17 protein-coding genes are annotated in these 17,684 nt (G+C 64.8%); 2 read left to right on the top strand and 15 right to left on the bottom strand.

Annotated elements, in window-relative coordinates; translation table 11 throughout:
- Positions 1-191 precede the first annotated feature (191 nt).
- Positions 192-1,385 carry an ABC transporter substrate-binding protein gene (locus NLM15_RS42640; RefSeq protein ID WP_254123967.1) on the top strand — a complete coding sequence of 398 codons (1,194 nt, stop codon included), beginning with the start codon at positions 192-194 and terminating at the stop codon, positions 1,383-1,385.
- A 128-nt stretch (positions 1,386-1,513) separates the two neighbouring features.
- Here NLM15_RS42640 and NLM15_RS42635 read toward each other — a convergent pair whose 3' ends face one another.
- From NLM15_RS42635 to NLM15_RS42620, 4 genes are all read right to left on the bottom strand, one after another.
- Positions 1,514-1,900 carry an MAPEG family protein gene (locus NLM15_RS42635; protein WP_254123966.1) on the bottom strand — a complete coding sequence of 129 codons (387 nt, stop codon included), beginning with the start codon at positions 1,898-1,900 and terminating at the stop codon, positions 1,514-1,516.
- Between the two features lie 90 nt (positions 1,901-1,990).
- Positions 1,991-3,073 carry a lipocalin-like domain-containing protein gene (locus tag NLM15_RS42630; RefSeq protein ID WP_254123965.1) on the bottom strand — a complete coding sequence of 361 codons (1,083 nt, stop codon included), beginning with the start codon at positions 3,071-3,073 and terminating at the stop codon, positions 1,991-1,993.
- Positions 3,063-5,525: an ABC transporter permease gene (locus tag NLM15_RS42625; RefSeq protein WP_254123964.1), complete on the bottom strand. Its 2,463-nt coding sequence runs from the start codon at positions 5,523-5,525 to the stop codon at positions 3,063-3,065. Before NLM15_RS42625 ends, NLM15_RS42630 begins: the two co-directional genes overlap by 11 nt.
- Positions 5,522-6,175 carry an ABC transporter ATP-binding protein gene (locus tag NLM15_RS42620; protein WP_254123963.1) on the bottom strand — a complete coding sequence of 218 codons (654 nt, stop codon included), beginning with the start codon at positions 6,173-6,175 and terminating at the stop codon, positions 5,522-5,524. The genes NLM15_RS42625 and NLM15_RS42620 overlap by 4 nt, the downstream gene beginning before the upstream one ends.
- Before the next feature lie 146 nt (positions 6,176-6,321).
- On the opposite strand from NLM15_RS42620, the gene NLM15_RS42615 reads away from it, so the two are divergent.
- Positions 6,322-7,659 carry an MFS transporter gene (locus tag NLM15_RS42615; protein WP_254123962.1) on the top strand — a complete coding sequence of 446 codons (1,338 nt, stop codon included), beginning with the start codon at positions 6,322-6,324 and terminating at the stop codon, positions 7,657-7,659.
- A 230-nt stretch (positions 7,660-7,889) separates the two neighbouring features.
- Here NLM15_RS42615 and NLM15_RS42610 read toward each other — a convergent pair whose 3' ends face one another.
- From NLM15_RS42610 to soxX, 11 genes are all read right to left on the bottom strand, one after another.
- Entirely contained in the window at positions 7,890-9,608 is a 1,719-nt protein-coding gene (locus NLM15_RS42610; protein ID WP_254123961.1) for an amidohydrolase family protein, read from the bottom strand.
- Between the two features lie 195 nt (positions 9,609-9,803).
- Positions 9,804-11,012, bottom strand: a complete 1,209-nt coding sequence (locus NLM15_RS42605) for an MFS transporter (RefSeq protein ID WP_254124728.1) — start codon at positions 11,010-11,012, stop codon at positions 9,804-9,806.
- Positions 11,013-11,267: 255 nt separating this feature from the next.
- A complete protein-coding gene (locus tag NLM15_RS42600; RefSeq protein WP_254123960.1) occupies positions 11,268-11,438 on the bottom strand; it encodes a hypothetical protein in 171 nt (56 codons plus the stop codon).
- Positions 11,439-11,518: 80 nt separating this feature from the next.
- Positions 11,519-12,556, bottom strand: coding sequence for an MBL fold metallo-hydrolase (locus NLM15_RS42595; RefSeq protein WP_254123959.1), 1,038 nt, complete (start codon positions 12,554-12,556; stop codon positions 11,519-11,521).
- A gap of 284 nt (positions 12,557-12,840) precedes the next feature.
- On the bottom strand, positions 12,841-13,299 hold the full coding sequence (locus tag NLM15_RS42590) for a hypothetical protein (RefSeq protein WP_254123958.1): 459 nt from the start codon (positions 13,297-13,299) through the stop codon (positions 12,841-12,843).
- Positions 13,296-15,047 (bottom strand): thiosulfohydrolase SoxB, encoded by a 1,752-nt coding sequence (soxB, locus tag NLM15_RS42585; RefSeq protein ID WP_254123957.1) that lies wholly within the window; start codon positions 15,045-15,047, stop codon positions 13,296-13,298. The genes NLM15_RS42590 and soxB overlap by 4 nt, the downstream gene beginning before the upstream one ends.
- A 55-nt stretch (positions 15,048-15,102) precedes the next feature.
- Complete coding sequence (locus NLM15_RS42580) at positions 15,103-15,408, bottom strand: hypothetical protein (RefSeq protein WP_254123956.1); 306 nt, start codon at positions 15,406-15,408, stop codon at positions 15,103-15,105.
- Positions 15,405-16,268 (bottom strand): sulfur oxidation c-type cytochrome SoxA, encoded by an 864-nt coding sequence (gene soxA / locus NLM15_RS42575; RefSeq protein ID WP_254123955.1) that lies wholly within the window; start codon positions 16,266-16,268, stop codon positions 15,405-15,407. Before soxA ends, NLM15_RS42580 begins: the two co-directional genes overlap by 4 nt.
- Complete coding sequence (soxZ, locus tag NLM15_RS42570; RefSeq protein WP_254123954.1) at positions 16,268-16,579, bottom strand: thiosulfate oxidation carrier complex protein SoxZ; 312 nt, start codon at positions 16,577-16,579, stop codon at positions 16,268-16,270. Before soxZ ends, soxA begins: the two co-directional genes overlap by 1 nt.
- A 13-nt stretch (positions 16,580-16,592) precedes the next feature.
- Positions 16,593-17,084, bottom strand: a complete 492-nt coding sequence (gene soxY, locus NLM15_RS42565) for a thiosulfate oxidation carrier protein SoxY (protein ID WP_254123953.1) — start codon at positions 17,082-17,084, stop codon at positions 16,593-16,595.
- A 37-nt stretch (positions 17,085-17,121) separates the two neighbouring features.
- Entirely contained in the window at positions 17,122-17,478 is a 357-nt protein-coding gene (gene soxX / locus NLM15_RS42560) for a sulfur oxidation c-type cytochrome SoxX (RefSeq protein ID WP_254123952.1), read from the bottom strand.
- Positions 17,479-17,684 lie beyond the last annotated feature (206 nt).

Raw genomic sequence — 17,684 nt, 5'->3', positions numbered from 1 at the left:
CCTGTGGTTATGGGTCCCGGATCTGCACTCCGCTTCGCTTCGTTTGTCCGGGACGACACCGGTTGTTGGGTGCAAAGCTTCCCATGCCTCCCGCCCATACTAACGGCCTACGCCGAAATGGATGGGCATCGCCGGTGTTCTTCACTAGTATCCGCGCGATTTCAAAACAGAATACTGCTGGGAGCTAACACATGAAATCAGCACTTTTGGCCGCTGTCGCAACGTCTGCCCTGTTGCTGGCTGCGCCGGCCTTCGCGCAGGGCGTCAAGATCGGCATCCTCAACGACCAGTCCGGCGTCTATGCCGATTACGGCGGAAAATACTCGGTCGAAGCCGCCAAGATGGCGATCGAGGATTTCGGCGGCGAAGTGCTGGGCCAGAAGATCGAGATGGTCACGGCCGATCACCAGAACAAGCCGGATCTCGCCGCCTCGATCGCGCGGCGCTGGTACGACGTCGAGAATGTCGACATGATCACCGAGCTGACGACCTCCTCGGTCGCGCTCGCGATCCACGAGCTCTCCAAGGAAAAGAAGAAGATCGACATCGTCGTCGGCGCCGCGACCTCGCGCCTCACCGGCGATGCCTGCCAGCCCTACGGCTTCCACTGGGCTTACGACACCCGCGCGCTCGGCGTCGGCACCGGCGGTGCGTTGACCAAGGCCGGCGGCGATACCTGGTTCTTCCTCACTGCCGATTACGCCTTCGGCTACGCGCTGGAAAAGGACACCAGCGAGATCGTCACCGCCAATGGCGGCAAGGTGGTCGGCTCGGTGCGCGTGCCGCTCAACTCCTCTGACTTCTCCTCCTTCCTGCTCCAGGCGCAGAGCTCGAAGGCGAAGATCGTCGGCCTCGCCAATGCCGGCCTCGACACCACCAATTCGATCAAGCAGGCGGCCGAGTTCGGCATCGTCTCGGGCGGCCAGAAGCTCGCCGGCCTCCTGATGACGCTCGCGGAGGTGAACGGCCTCGGCCTTCAGGCCGCGCAAGGCCTGGTGCTGACCGAGGGCTATTACTGGGATCTCAACGACCGCACCCGCCATTTCGGCGAACGCTTCTTCAAGCGCACCAACCGGATGCCGAACATGATCCAGGCCGGCACCTATTCGGCGACGATCAGCTATCTCAAGGCGGTCAAGGCCGCCGGCACCAAGGATCCGGACGCAGTCGCCAAGAAGCTGAAGGAGCTTCCGGTCGACGACGATTTTGCGCAGGGCGGCAAGGTGCTGGAGAACGGCCGCATGGTCCACGACATGTATCTGTTCGAGGTCAAGAAGCCGTCGGAATCGAAGAAGCCGTGGGACTATTACAAGCTGCTCGCCACCGTCCCCGGCGAGAAGGCGTTCTTCGCCGCCAAGGACAGCGGCTGCCCGCTGACGAAGTGACGCGTAGCGTCATTCCGGGGCGATGCGAAGCATCGAACTATGGTGCGCAATTGCGCACCTGAGAATCTCGAGATTCCGGGTTCGGCGCTGGCGCGCCGCCCCGGAATGACGGCTTACAATTCTTCCCTTTACACCATCCGCAGCACCACAGCCCCCAGCGCGCCGACCCACAGCGCGAACGCGGCGAGGACCTGGATCGCGAAGCCGGGGCCGCGCTTGGCCGCCGCTTTCGAATAGCCGATGAAATAGACGATGCGGCCGATGATCCAGACCGCGCCGATCCCGGCCGCGATGGCGTCGCCGATATAGACTGCGAACAGCCAGAGCGACGGCAGGAAGATCGGCATCCATTCCAGCGTGTTCATCTGGATGCGAAAGGCACGCTCGAAATCCGGATGGCCCGACGTTGCCGGAACCTTGATGCCGGTGCTCGTCCGCGCCCGCGAGACGTTGATGCTGGTGAAGAAATAAAATGCGATCGCCAGCAGCGTGACGAGGGCGGTGAGATGATACATTGCTGATTTCCCTCAAGCGTTTTCGAGCGAAGTGGACGCCGGTTCGCGCAAGCAAAACGCGTCAAAACCAGAATCTACGCAGGTCGGGCTTCAATAGCCGGTCAGCTCGAGATAGCCAACGCCGTCATGCGTGCCGGCAAAGCTGATCGGCCCTTCCCAATAGGAGAAGCCGGTCCCCATCCAGGCCTTTGGATTGAGCGGCTTGCAGGCAATCGAGAACGATCGTGAGGGGATCGCGATCTGCCATTCCAACGGCAGCTTGCGTCCCGCGATCTCGGCGGTCGCCTTCGGAACCATCTGGATATCGCCACCCGCGATCATCTGCGTGTCGCCCGCGGCGCTGATCCAGTTGCCGAACGGATACTCCTTGCCGTCCTTCTGCCGCAGCCGGTACAGCATCAGCTTGTCGCCGGATGAAAGATGCAGCGACAGCCAATCCCAGCCGGTCTGGTCGGCATCGAGCGGCTGGCTGCTCCACTCGCGGTCCATCCAGGCCTGGCCGGAGACATCGACGGATTTGCCGTCGATCGTGAGGTTGCCGCGCGCGCGATAGAATGGCTGGCTGTAATAGTAGGACGCTTGTCCGCGCTCGGACTTGCGGCTGTAGCCGCCATCGCCCTGTAACACCACCGGACGGTCGGCCTCCAGCGTCAGCGCGTAGCTGAAGTCTGTCCCGGAGGCCTTCAGCGTCAGTGGCGCCAGGGAGCGATCGTCGGTGTGTTCAAAACCCTTCATCTCCCAATCGTCGATCCAGGCCGCGAACGGCTTTGCCGTGACGCCGGCCTGCCCGATCCCGCCGCGCGAAAACACCTCGTTGAAGCGGTGTGTATCGGTGCGCGTCACCGCCGCATGCGCCATCCAGATCTGCTGATTGGCCCAGCCTTCGCCTTGCGGGCCCGGCCGCGCCGCCTGGCGGAACAGTGTCCATTGCAGCCCGCAAGCCGCGCCGCTGCTGTCGGTGAGATTCGCCGTGAGATACCACCATTCGATGCGAAACTCCGGATGCTGCCCGTGATCGGCGGGGAAGCTGAACGTCTTCCCCGGTGTGACCTTCGCAAAACCGTCGGCGGTCTCGCCGAGCCCGGCATAGCCTTGTGCGCCGGCGCGGCGTGCAAGCGCTAGTGCGGCGATGCCGCCGGCGAACACGCGCCGCGATATCGTCTCAGCGCTCATTGGCAAACACCTTGACGAGGCTCGCCGGCTGCATCCGCGCCAGCCGCGCCATCGGCAGCAATGCGGCAAGCAGCGACGCGATCAGCGCCACCGCAACCAGCTCCACCAGTTGCAGCGGAAAGACGTGGAACGGCAGCCGCCAGCCGAACGCCTTCACGTTGACGATGGCGATCAGGCACCACGCTACCAACAGGCCAAGCGGCACGGCCAGCAGGGACGTGAACAGCGCAACGGAGAGCGTCTTGGTCAATTCGATCGCGGCAAGGCGCGGGCGCGTGAGGCCGATCGCCCACAGCGGCGCAAGCTGCGGCAGGCGGGAATTCGCCAGCGTCAGGAGACTGGTCAGAAGCGCGATGCCGGCGACGCCGAGCGTGAACGCATTCAGCGCCGATGTCACCGCGAAGGTGCGGTTGAAGATGCGGATCGATTCCGCCTTCACCGTCGCCTGGTCGGCAACGCTGCGATCATCGAGCGCAAACTGCTTCTGCAAGGCCGCGATCAAGCCTGGGATATCCTGCTTCGCGACGATCAGCCCGATCCGTGTCTGCGGCGTCTGCGGAAAGTGCCGGATCAGCGCCGCGACGTTCACCGCGAGCTGCCCCTTGGGATTGCCGTAATCGGCATAGATGCCGACGATATCGAGCTCCCAGGTCCCGCCGGGCGCCGGCACCTCGATGACATCGCCGACGCGGACATTGAGGCGGCGGCTCAACTGCTCGCTGATGAAGGCGGCATTGCCCGGCACGAGCCGGGTCCACGCCCGCGGCGCGGTCTCCAGCAGCGGCCAACGCTCGCGATAGAGCACGTGATCGGGCAGGCCGAGCAATTCCACCGGCTGGCCCTGGACCTGCGCCTCGGCGCGCGCGCCCGACAGGATCGCCTGCACGTCGCTGCGCTCCTTCAGCCAGTTGCGGATCGCAACGCCTTGCGAATTGTCGGAGGCGCTGATGTAGACGTCGGCTGCAAGCCGCCCGTTGAGCCAGCCGAGGAAGGTGCGGCTGAAGGTTTCCACCATGGTGGAGACCCCGACATTGACGGCGAGCGCGAGCAGCAGCGCCATCAGCGCGAGCGACAGTCCCGAGAGCTGTTGCCGGCTGTCCGCCCAGAACCACAGCGCGAGCGGTCCGCGCGACCAACGCTGGCCGATGAGCAGGATGATCTCGAGGAAGGCGGGGAGGATCAGTGCCGCACCGAGCATCAGCGCCGCGAGCACACCGAAGCCGGCGATCAGCGATTGTCCGTAGTGAAGCAACAGCAGCGCGACCGCGAACACGGCGCAGGCAGCAAGGCTTTGCAGGATCAGCCAGCGCCGCTGCCGCTGCTGCCAGGCGCGCGGTTGCGCGGTCGCCAGCACCGGCATCCTGATGGCCTTGATCAGGCTGGTCGCCGCCGCCACCAGCGCGCCCGCGATGCTGATGCCGATGCCGGCGAGCCACCACTCCGAGCGCAGCGTGAGCTGCCCGGGGATCTGCGCGCCATAGAGCCCGCGCAGCGAGGCCGCGACGTCGGGTAGCAGCGCGGCCGCGATGAAATAGCCGCAGACGAGCCCGATCAATCCTGCGGCCAGCGCCAGCGCCACCAGCTCGATCACCAGCACCGTGTTGACCAGCCGCGCCGAGGCACCGCAGGCCCGCAAGGTCCGCAGCATCGGCAGCCGCTGCTCGAAGGCGAGGCCGACGGCCGAGTTGACGATGAAGAGGCCGACGAAGAACGACAGCAGGCCGAAGGCCGTGAGGTTGAGATGGAAGCTATCGGTGAGGCGCTCCAGCTCCGTCTCCGCATTCGGCTCGACCCGCTGCAACTGCCCGCCGACGATGCTGGCCAGCGGCGCCGGCCTGCCCTTCGCTTTGCCGATCAGCAGCCGCGACACCTGATCCGGCTTGTTGAGCAGCCGCTGCGCCACGCCGATGTCCACGACCAGAACGTCGGGCACGAGCTGCGGCAGCACGCGCAGCGGCGGCAGTTTCGCGCCGCTGCTGATCGGCGGTGCCGCGCCCTCCTGTTCCTGCATGTCAGCGAGCGTTTCGCGCGCCACCAGCGTCTGGCCCGGAGGCGCAACAAAACTGCTCAGGTCCGAGGCACCGAGGCGCGGGGCGTTGCCGACGTCCGCCGGCATCGTCACCGGCTCGATGCCGAGCAGCCGCACCGAACGCCCGTTGACCTGGACGCGGCCCTCCAGCACCGGCGAGACCGGCCAGCCCGCGCGGCGAAGCTTGACGAACAGGCCTTGCGAAAAGGTCGCCGCGTCGGGCGCGACCAGCGTCGCCGTCCGCACGCCGCCAAATGTCGCCGCGGCGCGGTCATAGGCATTGCGGGCCTGCTGGTTGATGGCCTGCACGCCGCTCCACAATGCGGTTGCCGCGATCAGGCCGATCAGCAGCGTCGCGAACTGCATCTTGTGCCGCCGCCAGTGGCTCAGGAGCACCGCGAGGATCCACAGCGCGCGCCTCATGCGATCCGCCCCGCATGCAAGGTGAGGTGGCGGTCGAGCGTGCCGGCCAGATGCAGGCTGTGCGTCACCATCAGGAAGCCGCAGCCGGTGCGCCTGACGAGATCGCGCGTCAGCGCCAGCACGCCGTCGGCGGTCGCTTCATCCAGATTGCCGGTCGGCTCGTCGGCGAGCAGCAGCGACGGCTTTGTCGCCAGCGCCCGGCCGATCGCGACCCGCTGCTGCTGGCCGCCTGATAATTGCTCTGGATAACGCTTGAGCAGGCCGTCGAGCCCGAGCCGCTCGACCAGCTCTTTTGTCCAGGCCGCATCATGCCGGCCGGCGATCCGCGCCTGGAAGACGAGATTGTCCGCCACCGACAGGCTCGGGATCAGGTTGAACTGCTGGAATACGAGGCCGATCCGGTCGCGCCGCAGCCCCGCGCGCCCCGCATCGGAGAGCTTGGTGACCTCGGTGTCCTCCAGCCGGATCGAGCCGTCGTCGGCGGCATCGAGCCCCGCGATCAGGTGCAGCAGCGTGCTCTTGCCGCTGCCGGATTCGCCTGTCAGCGCGACGCGTTCGCCGGCCTTGAGGTCAAGGTCGACGCCGCGCAGCACATGGACCGGCTCGCCGGCCGAGGAGAAGGTCTTTGAGAGGTTTCGGATGCTCAGCAAGGTCAATGCGCCGGACGGAATTAACTCAATGCTGCGTAGCACACTTGCCGTGGAAATGCCGGGGTTGCGTTGGCCCTGAAGCCGTTGTTAGCTCCCAAAACGGCCAAATCAAAAAGTGCCGACAATAAAGACATACGGGGAGAATGATGAGCGCTCAGGGAACGCCGTCCGCGGCGGGTAAGACGGCAGGGGATTCCAAGGCAACGCCGAAGGGCGCCTGGACCGTCACTTTTCTCCTCTTTCTCTTCATGGTCGTGAATTTCGCGGACAAGATCGTCGTCGGACTCGCCGGCGTGCCGATCATGACCGACATGAAGCTCAGCGCCGAGCAGTTCGGCCTGCTAGGCTCCTCGTTCTTCTTCCTGTTCTCGATCTCGGCCATCGTGGTCGGCTTCATCGTCAACAAGGTGCCGACGCGCTGGGTGCTGCTGACGCTGGCGGTGATCTGGGCGCTGGCGCAGTTTCCGATGGTCGGCACCGTCTCGTTCACCACGCTCCTGATCTGCCGCATCGTGCTGGGCGCCGGCGAAGGCCCGGCCTTCTCGGTCGCGGCGCACGCGATCTACAAATGGTTCCCGGATGAGAAGCGCACGCTGCCGACCGCGATCCTGTCGCAGGGCTCGGCCTTCGGTGTCATTCTCGCGGTGCCGGCGCTGAACTGGGTCATCGTCAATCATTCCTGGCATTATGCCTTCGGCGCGCTCGGTGTCGTCGGTCTGATGTGGGTCTGCGCCTGGCTCACCTTCGGCAAGGAAGGCCCGCTGGAGGACACGCAGGTCCTCGCCGTGACCGAAGCGAAAATTCCCTATTTGCACCTTCTGACCTCGCGCACCTTCGTCGGCTGCGTGATCGCGACCTTCGGCGCCTATTGGGCGCTGTCGCTCGGCCTCACCTGGTTCACGCCGTTCATTGTGAAGGGCCTTGGCTTCTCGCAAAGTCAGGCCGGCTTCATCTCGATCCTGCCCTGGGTGTTCGGGGCAACCGTCGTCATCCTCACCGGCTGGATCTCGCAGGTCATGAACGCGCGCGGCTACACCACGCGCATCTCGCGCGGCGTGCTCGGCTCGGTGCCGCTGATCATCGGCGGCCTGATCCTGGCGATGATGCCGCATGTCACCGGCGCTGGTCTCCAGATCGCGCTGCTCGTCGTCGGCTCCGGCCTGTGCGGCGCCATCTATGTCGTCTGCCCGCCGATGCTCGGTGAGTTCACGCCGGCGTCGCAGCGCGGCGCGGTCCTCGCGATCTACGGTGCGCTCTATACGCTCTCGGGCATCATCGCGCCGATGGTGATGGGCACCGTGATCCAGCGCGCCGGCGCCATGCTCGACGGCTACCTGACCGGCTTCACCATCAACGCGGTGGTCATGGTCGGCTCCGGTGTCATCGGCCTGCTGCTGCTCTGGCCGAACACGGAAAAGGCCAGGCTGACGCGCGGTGCCGCTCCGCAGGCCGCTCCTCTGAAGGGCGCGGTGTCGCCGACGTAAGAGGCGAACTGCTAACCCCACCAACACTGTCGTCCCGGACAAGCGGAGCGCCGATCCGGGACCGCCGTGCGAGCGCCTGCGCTCGTCACGATAGCCACAGGCCGTGGTTGGACGAAGACTCGGAGTTGGTGGGTTCGCGCCACACCTCTCCCTGTGGGTATGGGTCCCCGCGTTCGCAGGGACGACAGCGAGACTGAGGCGCGGGCTTCGCGCCTCAGGCGCAGTGTCTGCTAGCTCGCCATCCCCTGCGCGCCCCGAATCAGCTTGCCCGGCCGGCGTCCCGTCGCTTCACCCTGCCGCCGCGTCACGACACCCGACACGATCGTCGCCTCATAGCCGTCGACGTCCTGCAACAGCCTGCGACCACCGACCGGCAGATCGTAATGCACCTTCGGCGGATGCAGATGCAGGCGGTCGTAGTCGATCACGTTCACATCCGCCTTGTAGCCCGGCGCGATCAGCCCGCGATCGGTGAGGCCGACCGACAGCGCGGTCTTGCGCGACTGTGCGGCGACCACGAAGGGGATCGTCAGCTTCTCGCCGCGCTTGCGGTCGCGCGTCCAGTGCGTCAGCAGATAGGTCGGGAAGCTGGCATCGCAGATGATGCCGCAATGGGCGCCGCCGTCGGACAGGCCCGGCACCGATTGCGGATCGATCAGCATCTCGCGCGTCGCGTCGAGATTGCCGTCGGCATAGTTGAGGAACGGTACGTAGAGCATGCCGCGGCCCTCGTCCGACAGCATCGCGTCGTAGGCGAGCTCCTCCGGCTGGCGGCCCTGTTTGCGCGCCTGCGGGCCCAGCGCGTTCTCCGGCGGCTGCTCGTAATCCGGGGGATCGCCGAGCAAAAACATCTTGTCGTAGTTGGGCCGGAAGAACAGCGGGTCGTCGGTCGCGGTCGCCGTCTCGCTCAAGATGGCTTTGCGCACCTCCGGCTGATGCAGCGCCGCCAGCCGCTCCTTCAGCGGCAGGTGCGCGATCGCCTTGTAGCTCGGATGGGTCTGGAACGGGTTTCGCGACAGCTCGAGACCAAGCAAGAGCCCGACCGGGCGTGCCGCAATCTGCGCGGTGATGGAGAGGCCGCGCTTCGCGGCTGCATTGATCTCGTCCAGCGTCTGGCGCCAGCGGTTTGGCGCCTTGTCGTTCTGCGTGATCGAGAACGAGATCGGGCATTTTGTGGCATCCGCCACCCGCAGCATCATCGGCAGATCTTCGTGGAGGGTCGACAAGTCCAGCACGAATTGCAGCACGCTGCGGCCCTGGCTGTGCATCGCGCCGGCAATGGCGGTGAGTTCGTCCTCACCCGCCTTCAGCGTCGGCGTGAAATCGCCTGTCGAGGTGCGATGGTTGAGCGTGCGCGAGGTCGAGAAGCCGAGCGCGCCGGAACGTACGGCTTCGCCCGCGAGCTTCGCCATCGCCGCGTTGTCTTCGGCTGTGGAGGGATCGCGGCGCGCGCCGCGCTCGCCCATGACATAGACGCGTAGCGCCGCGTGCGGCAGCTGCGCGCCGACGTCGATGTCGAAATCGCGCCGGGACAGCCAGTTCATGTAATCCGGAAAGCTCTCCCAGGCCCAGGGGATGCCGGCGCTCAGGACAGGCTCGGGAATGTCCTCGACGCCTTCCATGAGCTGGATCAGGCGGGTGTGGTCGGCGGGCTTGCACGGCGCGAAGCCGACGCCGCAATTGCCCATGATCGCGGTGGTGACGCCGTTCTGCGACGACGGCGTGATGTCCTGGCTCCAGGTGACCTGGCCGTCGTAATGCGTGTGCACGTCGACGAAGCCCGGCGTCACGAGTTTCCCGCGTGCGTCGATCTCCTCGTTGCCTTTGGCAGAGACCTTGCCGACCTCGCTGATCTTGCCGCCGGTGATGGCGACGTCCGCCTCGAACAGCTCGCCGCCGCGACCGTCCGCGACAGTGCCGCCGCGGATCACGAGATCAGGGGTGCTCATGGTGTTTCTTCCCGTTTTGTTTTGTTGTGTTTTGGCTTTAACGGCTCGTCGTCCCGGACGAGCGAAGCGAAGATCCGGGACCCATAACCACAGGGAGCTATTTGGCGAAGACTCTTGGTGACCAGTCTCGCGCCGCAATTTCTCCCTGGGGTTATGGGTCCCTGCTTTCGCAGGGACGACAGTTGAATTTGTAGCTCAAGCCTTGCCTTGCGGCTTCCGCTCCGTGAACGGCGACAGCACCACCGTGGCCAGCATGAAGATCACCGACGCCCCGAACACCCAGTGCGGCGCGCTCTGGTCCATGATCCAGCCGAACAGCAGCGGTGAGACGATGCCGCCGAGATTGAAGCCGGTGGAGACGATCCCGAAGGCGCGCCCCGCTGCGCCGGGAGGCGCGGCGTTGCGCACCAGCATGTCCCGCGACGGCGCGATCACGCCGGAGAGGAAGCCCGCGGTCGCCATCGTGACGGTCAAAGCCCAGCCCGGCAGCGTCACCAGCGCGATCAGCAGCACGATCGCCGCATTCGCCGCAAAGCAGGCGGCTGCGACATAGCCATGGCGCTCGGTGTAATCGGCGAGGAAGCCGCCCGCGAGCACGCCCACGGCGCTGGCGCCGAGGAACGCCGTCAGCGCGACGTTGGCGATGGAATAGGTCGCGCCATAGCCGCTCATCAGTGCGACCACGCCGAAATTGTTGATGCCGGCGACCGAGAGGCTGAGCAGCATGAACAGCATGGTGAGCGTGATCAGCGCCGGCGTGATCACCGCCTGCTTCGGCGCGTTCTCGCTGCCCGGCTTTTTCTTGTGGGCGCCGGCATCGGGAATGTTCATGACGACCAGCAGCAGCGCCACCAGCACGCCGATTGCGCCCGAAGCGATGATGGCGCCTGTCCCGCCAGAGATGGCGATGAGGGCCGCAACGATCGCCGGTGCCAGCGCGCCGCCGAGATAGCCGGCAAAGGTATGGATCGAGAAGGCGCGGCCCATCCGCGCCTCGTCCATATGCTCGGCCAGGATGGCGTAGTCAGCGGGATGGTAGACGCTGTTGGCAAGGCCCAGCAGCACCGCGCAGGCAATCAGCGAGGCGTAGCTGAGGTGCAGGCCGAGCAGGATCAGCGCGAAGCCGCCGAGCGTCAGTCCGGCCAGCAGGATTCTGCGCGCACCAAAATGGTCGACGAGATAGCCGGTCGGCGCCTGCGTCAGGCCCGATACGACCGCTGACACGGTGAGCGCGAAGCCGAGCTCGATATAGCCGACGCCGAGCTGGCTCTTCAGGAACGGAAACAGCATCGGCAGGACCAGCAGATGGAAATGGCTGACCCAATGCGCGATCGAAATCCCGGTCAGCGTGCGTAGCGCGCTGTCCGCCTTGCCTTGTTGCGGTGCGGCGAGAACGTCGACCATCATAGTTCCGTTTCACGTCCTTGAGAGACGCGCAAACTATCGGGGAGAGCGGTTATTTGTCCATGAACGCGGGCGCATGGCAGGTAGCAGGGGTGGGGCGAGAACCCCATCCCAGCTGTCGTCCCTGCGAACGCAGGGACCCATAACCCCTGGGAGTAGTTTGGCAGAGGATCGCGGTTCGGTATTGCGACCTGTCACACTCCAGACATCACGCGGTATGGGTCCCTGCTTTCGCAGGGACGACAGCGACCCCCCTCACAACGGCTCATCATCATTCCCATAGCGATCGCGCTTCGGCGAAACGAAATCGCCGTCTTCGTAATCGTCGTCGATCTCGCGTGGAGGCGGAGGCTTTTTCGCCTTGTCGTCCGCTTGCTTGTTGTCCGCAATTTTGGGCGGCTTGCTCGGCTTGCCGATCTTGGCCATGGCTGGTCCCGGATGGTGATGCTGCACCCGTCTTACCAGGAGGATATGTGCAGTTCCTGACCTATCGCAAGCCTGCGCCGTCAGTGCACCACCGGCCCGCCCGCCTTCTTCCAGGCGTCGATGCCGCCGGCGATGTGCGCGGTGTTGGTGAGCCCGGCTGCCTTGGCGGCGGTGACAGCCATCGCCGAGCGTTCGCCGAAAGCGCAGAAGAACACGACGCGGCGGCCGGTTGAGGCCGCGACCTCGCGCAGCATGCCGCCGGGCTTCAGGCTGTCTTCAACGGACGGATAGGGCGTATGCAGCGCGCCCTCGAGCATGCCGTGCTTCATCCGCTCATTGGTCTCCCGCAGGTCGACCAGCAGGATGTCGGGCCGGCCGAGCGAGCTGATCGCCTCGACCGCGCTGAGCGCGCGGCCCTCTTTCTCCAGCTCCTCCTGATGCAGGCCGACATGCATGTTGGCGGGCACCGCGACGTCCATCATCTTCGGATTGGGCAGCTTCAGGTTCGCCATCAGCTCGATATATTCGTCGACCGAGCGCACCTGGAGCCGCGGATTGTAGCGTTTCTCCTCGCCGATGGTGGAGACGGTGTCGCCCTTGTAGTCGTGTGCCGGGAACACCATCGTCTCGTCCGGCAGCTTCAGCAGGCGGTTGAAGATCGATTCGTATTGCGCGCGCGACGACCCGTTCTGGAAGTCGGTGCGGCCGGTGCCGCGGATCAGCAGCGTATCGCCGGTGAAGACGCGGTCGCCCATCAAATAGGAATAGGAATCGTCGGTGTGGCCGGGCGTGTACATCACGTCGAGCGACAGGCCCTCGATCGTCACCTTGTCGCCGTCGGCGACCCGCATCGCTACCACGTCGGCCTTGGTCTGGTCGCCCATCACGGTCATGCAATGGGTGCGGTCGCGCAGCTCGCCGAGCCCGGTGACGTGGTCGGCATGCAGATGGGTGTCGACCGCCTTGACCAGCTTGAGGTCGAGCTCGCGCAAGAGCTGGCAGTAGCGATCGACCTTCTCCAGCACGGGATCGAGGATCAGTGCCTCGCCGCCGGGACGGCTGGCGAGGACGTAGCTGTAGGTGCCCGAAACGCTGTCGAAGAGCTGGCGGAAGATCATGGCAGGACCCGGCGTGAGTTGGCTTCGAGGATTCTACTACATTTGGGACTATAAAGAGAAGTAATCCACTGCATGGACAAGAAAATTTAGAAAATTTTTATTGTGCGTGATGAGGCTGCTGCCCGCCGCATGCTCGCTGTCATCGCCCGCCTTGTGCGCGATTGCGCACTGGAGCGGGCGATCCAGGATTCCAGAGGGGGCGAGGGGTACGGAGAAGTCGCGGCGTACTGGATTCCCCGCTTTCGCGGGGAATGACAGCGGTGAATGAGGCGCGGCAGAAGCCCTTACGGCCTCACCACGGTGTACCCGTTCTCCGCCAGGAACAGGATCTGCCCGACGCCTACCTGCACCGGTGTCGCCGCCGGAATGAACTCCGGCCGTTTTCCGGTCTCGCGCTCGATCGTGTCGACCGTGTTGAGGCAGATATCGAAGCGCACGCCCTGCGCGATCAGGCTTTCGACCTGCTTGCGGCGCTCGCTGCCTGACAACAGCAGGTCGATGCCGGGGCCGAACGCGACCACCTCGATCGCGACCTTGTCGGGGTCGTAGGCCTTGAGGAGATTGTTGGCGACGCTCAGCACCAGCGCCTGCTTCTTGCCATCGCCGTCGGAGAGCTGAAGCACGATCTTGTGCTCGGCGAACGGCTTGTCCTGGAGCGGCGCATGCTGCGCGAAAGCCGGCGGCAGCGCCATCCATGCGAGCAACGCCAGCAGCATCGCGGAAAAGATCTGCGGCCGCATCATCCCTGTCCTGCAATGCCTGGATTGCCGTCGACGCCTTTCAGCGTGACGCCGGAGCCGAGCCGCTCCTGCAACATCCGGCCCGAGCGCAGATATTTGCCGACGACATCCCACACCGGTGCGCCCTGCTGGCCGTTGACCGAGGCCCAGCCCGCGACCTTGTAGCGGTGGCTCGCGCTGAGCGCCTTGCCGCCCCGGAGTTTCAGCTCGGTGATGCGGCTGCCGATCGCCGCGGTCGGCGTGCAGGTGTAACTGAGCCCGCCGGCCCGCACCATGTCGCCGCCCTGCTGGTAATAGGGGTCAGGGTTGAAGAGGTTGTCGCAGATGTCTTCCAGCACGTCCTTGATCTCTGCGCCGGTCATCTCCTGCACGTAGGTCTCGGGATAGGTGATCGCGGTTTCCGCGAGCACATCCTCCATGGTCAGCGGCTGGCCGGACAGCGCGGTAACGCCCCAGCGGAAGCCCGGCGACAGCGCGATCTCGGTATCGAGCTCGGTGCGCAGCGCGGCGCAGATCAGCTCGTCCATGGGGCCGGCAAAATTGTCGCGCCGATACAGCAGGCGGTCTGGCGTTGCGATCTTCTCCGACCAGTCGGTGACATGCGGCGCGCGCAGCCGGCCGATCAGTTCGGCCATCGCAGGGTCGGGCTTCAGCAGCTCGGAATAGACCGGCAGCAAATGATAGTGGATGTCATTGACCTTGCCCTTGTCGAGCGCGAGGTCGAGCACCGCGAGAAATTTTCCGTTGGAGCCGGCATTGGTGACGAGCGTCGTGCCGCCAGCGTTCTTCACGGCGATCGGCTGCGGCACGGCGTCATGGGTGTGGCCGCCGAGGATGACGTCGATGCCGGTGACGCGGCTTGCGAGCTTGAGGTCGACATCCATGCCGTTGTGCGACAGCAGGATGACCGCATCGACCTTGTCGGCATTGCGCAAGGCATCGACATGCTTCTGGAGTTCTTCCTCGCGGATGCCAAAAGTCCAGTCCGGCGTGAAGCGTTTGGGATGTGCGATTGGAACGTAAGGGAAGGCCTGGCCGACGATCGCGACGCGATGGCCGCCAAGCTCCTTGATCACGGAGGGCTTGAACACGCGTCCCGTAGCCTTGTCGAAGGCGCGGGCGTCGTTGAATGCGGCTTCCTCGGTCAGGAAGACGTTCTGCGCCAGAAACTCGCCTTTGAAGCGCTCGAGATTCTCACGCAGCACCTGCTCGCCATAGGTGAATTCCCAATGCCCGGTCATCGCCTCGATGCCGAGCAGGTTGGCGACCTCGACCATGTCGCGGCCCTGCGTGACGTTGGCGAGCCCCGTCCCCTGCCAGAGATCGCCGCCGTCGACCAGCACGGCGTGCTTATCGCCGGCATCGTTGCGCAGACGATCCACCAGCGTCTTCAGATGGGCGAAGCCCCCGAGCTTGCCGAACCGGCCTGCCGACTTCTCGAACTCGAAGCAGCTGAAGGCATAAGCATCGGCGCTGTCGGGCCGGATGCCGAAACGTTCGAGAAACGCGCGGCCGACCAGGTGCGGCGGCTGTCCCGTCATCTCGCCGATGCCGATATTGACGCTGGGCTCGCGGAAATACACCGGATTGAGCTGCGCATGCGTGTCGGTGATGTGTAGGATCCGCGCATTGCCGAACCGTTCGAGGTCGTAAATGCTCGCATTGTCGGCCCCGCGCGCGAGCCGCGGCAGGCCAATCGATGCGGCAGCAGCGGCTGTGCCCTTCAGGAAGTCGCGGCGGCGGATGGCCATCCAAAAAATCTCCGCGCCTGTTCTCGGCAGCTCGACGGTTCCACGAGATCTTATTCTAGCGGATTTCCATCGCCTTCCAGGCTTCTTTTTCGGACGTGGCCTGGACAACCGACGCCTTCGCCAGCGCTTCGGCTTCCTTGGCTGCGGTCACCGCGCGGTCGAAATCGCCGCCGTCGGCCGCCTTCCTGGCTGCCGCCAGCGCAGATACGGTCACGGTCCACTGGTTGCGCATGCCTGCAGCCTCCTTGGAGGCGGCCTCCGCAGCGGCATAGGCCGCCTTGTAGTCCGCCTCATTTGCCGCGCGCGCCGCTGGCGCGAGGCCTAGGGCAAGCAGCATGGCGAGAGCAAGTGACAGCTTCATGGCCGCGCTCCCGGGCCTGATATCGGCAGGCCGTTGGCGACGTAGGAGAGGAAATATTCGACGTCGCGATATTCATCCGCCTGCGGCTCCAGCGGAACCGCGCGGGTCTGACTGTTGCAGGTGACGAAGCGGCGGCTGGTCGTGCCCATGCCGCTCCACTCGGAGCGGTAGATCGGCATCGCGTTCAGGATGCCGAGCGCGGGCGCCAAAATCTCGGCGCGAATGCGCTCGCCCGGGCTCTGCACATGGCAGCTCGCACAGGAGAAATTCATCTGGCCGCGGCGGGTGTAGAAATAGCGCTTGCCGTTCTCGAACGCCGCGAGCGCGCGGGGGTCGTCGGGGATCTTGATGTCCATCGGCTTGCCGCGCGAGGTGAACGCCATGTAGGCGGTCAGCGAGGCCATCTCGTCCTTGACGTAGGAATAGGGCGCTTCGCCATTGGCCTCGCGGCAGCGGTTGAGCGCGAGCTCCAGCGTGACGACCTTGCCTTCGCCAGTGTCGAAGTAGGGATAGTTCTGGCGGATGCCGATGCCGCCGTTCGGGAAGCAGTCGGCATAGGTCTTGCCGTTCTTGAACGGCGTCGAAAACATCTCCTTGCCGGCATCGAGCGCGAACTCGTAGGGCGGGAATTCTTCCTTCTCCTGCCACTGCCGCTTCATGTCCTCGTTCATCGAATAAGGACCGTTGACGAAATCGTCGTGCTTCACCGTCGGAAACTTCTGGAAGAAGAAATTCTGGAACGCTTTCGCATCGGCAACGGGATCGACCTTGTCGGCCGCGATCACGCGCGGAGAGGTGAGCGCGAAGGCGACGAGCGCGGCACTCAGCGAGCCAAGCAGGAGGGCAAAACGGGACTTCATCACGCGATCTTCGCGGTGGTCGTATCCGACCCGCCCTTGTTGTCGGTCCAGGAGATCTTGAGGTCGTCGCCCTTCTTGGCGCCCTTGAAGCTGAACTTGACGTAGGGGTCCTTGGAGACCGCGGTGCCCCAATTGGCGACGAAGACGTCCTTGCCGTTACATTCGAACTTCAGCACCTGGATGTAGTGCGCCGGGATCAGCTCGCCCTTGGAATCCTTGACCAGGCCGGTATCCATGGGGTGCTGGATCAGCGCCTGCACCTCGGTGATGTCGCCGTTGGCGGTGGCGCGTACGCGAATGCTTGATGCCATCGGATCGATCCTCCTAGCCGCCGCAGCCGCCGACGGTGACCTTCACTTCCTTGGTCGCGCTGTAGAGCTTGCCGTCGGCTTCCACGATCGCGACCACGTTGCTGGTCTTGGCCATCTTCAGCCGGTTGGCGACACTGGGCATCGTGCCGTCGGGAATCTTGTAGGACGCCGCGAGCGCGTTCGGATTCTCGGCCACGAAGAGCGAGATCGAGGTCACCTTGTCGAGCGTCGTCGTCACTGCGATCGGCACCACGCCGCCGTTCTCGGCGATCTCGGGTGCATCGAGCTTGACCTTGTCGGAGGGCTCGGCGGTCTTGCCATAGAGCGCCTTGATCGCGTCGGCCTCGCTCTTCTGCTTGAAGGCCTCTTCGGGGTATTTGTCGTTGGCTGCGGCAAGCGCGGACGTCGCGCAGAACGGCAGGTTGCCGAGGCCGAGCAGCGCGACCGAGGCTGTGCCCTGAAGGATCAGGCGCCGCGTCGGATGAAGGCCGGTGCGTGTCGTCATCAGAGGTCTCCTGGACAGTCTCTTGGCGTGCCTGAAGTCACAGGGTCTGGAGGAAATCAACGATCGCGCTGATCTCCTGTTCGTTCAGAATCCGGTTCCGGCCGAACGGCGGCATCATGGTCTGCGGATTGCGCTTGGTCTCGTCGAAGATGATCGCGACCAGCTCGTTGCGATCAGGGTATTTTGACTTGATGTCCTTCAGCTCCGGGCCGATCGTTCCGGGCAGGTCGCCGCCCTTGATGACATGGCAGGTCAGGCAATTGCCCTTGCCGCGATCGAAGGCGAGCTTCTGGCCGTCGGCCACGGCGGATTGCGCCTGCACGGGGCTTGCGCCAAGGCCGGCGGCGATGGCCAGCAGGAGGGTAAGGACAGGCGTCCGTGGAAGGGCGGTCAAGGCGTCGTTCCGAGGCGTTATGTCGATGATCTCGTTCACGGAAATATAGTGTTCCAAAGCACAAAGGGCATCGCCTGACAATCAAGACTATGCACGCGGCAAAATGGAGCTAATATCTTCCGCATTGCAACTAAAGAGATTATTTGTTCGGCGGATTCGGGCCCAGGACTAAAGGCAATGGGCGCTGGCTGGCTGTTTTCGGGGCG

The organism is Bradyrhizobium sp. CCGB20, from assembly GCF_024199855.1.
Taxonomy (GTDB): domain Bacteria; phylum Pseudomonadota; class Alphaproteobacteria; order Rhizobiales; family Xanthobacteraceae; genus Bradyrhizobium.
Note: the sequence above shows the minus strand (reverse complement) of the source record. Positions and strands in the feature narration are given on the sequence as shown.

Coding starts and splice junctions, on each gene's coding strand:
- NLM15_RS42640 (WP_254123967.1), top strand. CDS start 192: ATGAAATCAGCACTTTTGGCCGCTGTCGCAACGTCTGCCCTGTTGCTG.
- NLM15_RS42635 (WP_254123966.1), bottom strand. CDS start 1,900: ATGTATCATCTCACCGCCCTCGTCACGCTGCTGGCGATCGCATTTTAT.
- NLM15_RS42630 (WP_254123965.1), bottom strand. CDS start 3,073: ATGAGCGCTGAGACGATATCGCGGCGCGTGTTCGCCGGCGGCATCGCC.
- NLM15_RS42625 (WP_254123964.1), bottom strand. CDS start 5,525: ATGAGGCGCGCGCTGTGGATCCTCGCGGTGCTCCTGAGCCACTGGCGG.
- NLM15_RS42615 (WP_254123962.1), top strand. CDS start 6,322: ATGAGCGCTCAGGGAACGCCGTCCGCGGCGGGTAAGACGGCAGGGGAT.
- NLM15_RS42610 (WP_254123961.1), bottom strand. CDS start 9,608: ATGAGCACCCCTGATCTCGTGATCCGCGGCGGCACTGTCGCGGACGGT.
- NLM15_RS42605 (WP_254124728.1), bottom strand. CDS start 11,012: ATGGTCGACGTTCTCGCCGCACCGCAACAAGGCAAGGCGGACAGCGCG.
- NLM15_RS42600 (WP_254123960.1), bottom strand. CDS start 11,438: ATGGCCAAGATCGGCAAGCCGAGCAAGCCGCCCAAAATTGCGGACAAC.
- NLM15_RS42595 (WP_254123959.1), bottom strand. CDS start 12,556: ATGATCTTCCGCCAGCTCTTCGACAGCGTTTCGGGCACCTACAGCTAC.
- NLM15_RS42590 (WP_254123958.1), bottom strand. CDS start 13,299: ATGATGCGGCCGCAGATCTTTTCCGCGATGCTGCTGGCGTTGCTCGCA.
- soxB (WP_254123957.1), bottom strand. CDS start 15,047: ATGGCCATCCGCCGCCGCGACTTCCTGAAGGGCACAGCCGCTGCTGCC.
- NLM15_RS42580 (WP_254123956.1), bottom strand. CDS start 15,408: ATGAAGCTGTCACTTGCTCTCGCCATGCTGCTTGCCCTAGGCCTCGCG.
- soxA (WP_254123955.1), bottom strand. CDS start 16,268: ATGAAGTCCCGTTTTGCCCTCCTGCTTGGCTCGCTGAGTGCCGCGCTC.
- soxZ (WP_254123954.1), bottom strand. CDS start 16,579: ATGGCATCAAGCATTCGCGTACGCGCCACCGCCAACGGCGACATCACC.
- soxY (WP_254123953.1), bottom strand. CDS start 17,084: ATGACGACACGCACCGGCCTTCATCCGACGCGGCGCCTGATCCTTCAG.